General features: G+C 59.5%; 1 protein-coding gene. It reads left to right on the forward strand.

Annotated elements, in window-relative coordinates; genetic code table 11:
* Positions 1-65: 65 nt before the first annotated feature.
* The coding region (lon, locus tag VGI36_14970) for an endopeptidase La (protein HEY2486449.1) at positions 66-2,033 on the forward strand (1,968 nt) is incomplete at its 3' end.

Raw genomic sequence — 2,033 nt, forward strand, 5'->3', positions numbered from 1 at the left:
GCAGGCGATTGGGAAAGCGAGGCAGCGTTACCACGCCGCCGTTCGCGGGGGCGACCCAGGAGTCTATGCCAGAAAAAGACAAAGGGGACAAACGTTTCGAAACTGATGAGGACCTGACCAAGGTCGAAATCCCCGAACTGCTGCCGGTGCTGCCACTGCGCGGCATCGTGATCTTTCCTAATCAGATCCATCCGTTTTTGGTCTCGCGTGCCGCATCGCTCAAGCTGATTGAGGATGTTGGCGGCGCGTCGGCGATTATCGCTCTGGCGGCGCAGAAGAATCCGGAAGACGAAGTTCCGGGGCCGGAGGGGCTTTATCCGCGCGGTACGGCAGTACGTATCTTAAAGATGCTCAAATATCCCGACCAGAGCGTGCGGGTACTCGTGCAGGGACTGGCGCGGATCGAGATCGGGAGCTTCCTGCAGCGTGACCCGTATTTCACGGCGAAGGTCGAGCGTCTTGAGGAGACCTTTGTCCAGGATCGCGAGACTGACGCCCTGCAAGCCAATCTCGTCAGTCAATTTTCAAAATTCGTTTCGCTGGTGCCATACCTGCCAGATGAGTTGCAGGTGATGGCGATGCAGGTGCGGGATCCTGGGCGGTTGACCGACTTGGTGGCGTCGTATTTGAAGATTGCGATCGAAGAGCTGCAGGACATGCTGGCGACGCTCGACGTGCGGCAGCGCCTCGAGAAGCTGATCGTGATTCTGGGACGGGAGATCGAGCTGCTTGAACTCGGCCATAAGATCCAGTCGCAGGTGCAGACGGAGCTCAACAAGAATCAGCGCGAATATTACTTGCGGCAGCAGCTCAAGGCGATTCAGAAGGAATTGGGCGAAGGCGATCCGCGCTCGTCGGAAATCGAAGAGATCGAGAAGAAGATCGAAGCCGCCAAAATGTCCGAAGACGCGCGCAAGGCGGCCGACAAGGAACTTGAACGGCTGCGGATGATTCCGCCGGAATCGGCGGAGCATACGGTCGTGCGGACCTACCTGGACTGGCTGGTGGCGCTGCCGTGGGGCATCTCGACCGAAGACAATCTTGATATCAAGAATGCGCGCGCCACGCTCGACGAGGACCACTACGACCTCGAAAAGGTAAAGGAACGCATCCTGGAATTCCTCGCGGTGCGCAAGCTCAAGCAGGATTCCAAGGGACCGATATTGTGCTTCGTGGGCCCGCCGGGAACCGGCAAGACTTCGCTTGGGCGATCGATTGCCAAGGCTTTAGGACGCAAGTTCGTCAGGCTGTCGCTCGGCGGAATCCGCGATGAGGCGGAGATCCGCGGCCATCGGCGGACCTATATCGGGTCGCTGCCCGGGCGAATCATTCAGGGGCTGCGCAACGCGGGGTCGAACAACCCGCTGTTCATTCTCGACGAGGTGGACAAGCTCGGGGCTGACTTCCGTGGCGATCCGGCGTCGGCGCTGCTCGAGGTGCTCGATCCAGAGCAGAACAACAGCTTTGTCGATCACTATCTCGATATACCGTTCGACCTGTCCAGGGTGCTGTTCCTGACGACGGCAAACGTACTGGACACGATCCCGCATGCGCTGCTGGATCGGATGGAGGTAATAGAGCTTCCTGGCTATACCGAGGAGGAGAAGCTGGTGATCGCCGATCGTTACCTGGTGCCCAAGGAGATGAAGGAGAACGGGCTGGGTGACAAGACAATCGAGTTCACGCGCGAGGCGACCGCGGACATCATCCGGCAATACACGCGGGAGGCCGGACTCCGTAACTTGGAGCGAGAGGTCGCACGGATTTGCCGGAAGATGGCGCGGGCGGTCACCGAGGGTGAGGCGCCGCCCGAGCGGATTACACCGGATATGCTCAAGAAGTATCTCGGCGCGCCGAAGTTTTTCTCGGAAATGGCCGAGCATGGGAACGTGCCGGGAGTGGCGACCGGACTAGCATGGACGCCGAACGGTGGCGACATCATCTTCATTGAAAGCGCGCGAATGAACGGTCAAAAGGGGCTGACCTTGACCGGCTCGCTGGGCGACGTAATGAAGGAATCGGCACAGGCAGCG

The organism is Candidatus Binataceae bacterium (assembly GCA_036495685.1).
In the GTDB taxonomy this organism is placed as follows: Bacteria; Desulfobacterota; Binatia; order Binatales; family Binataceae; genus JAFAHS01.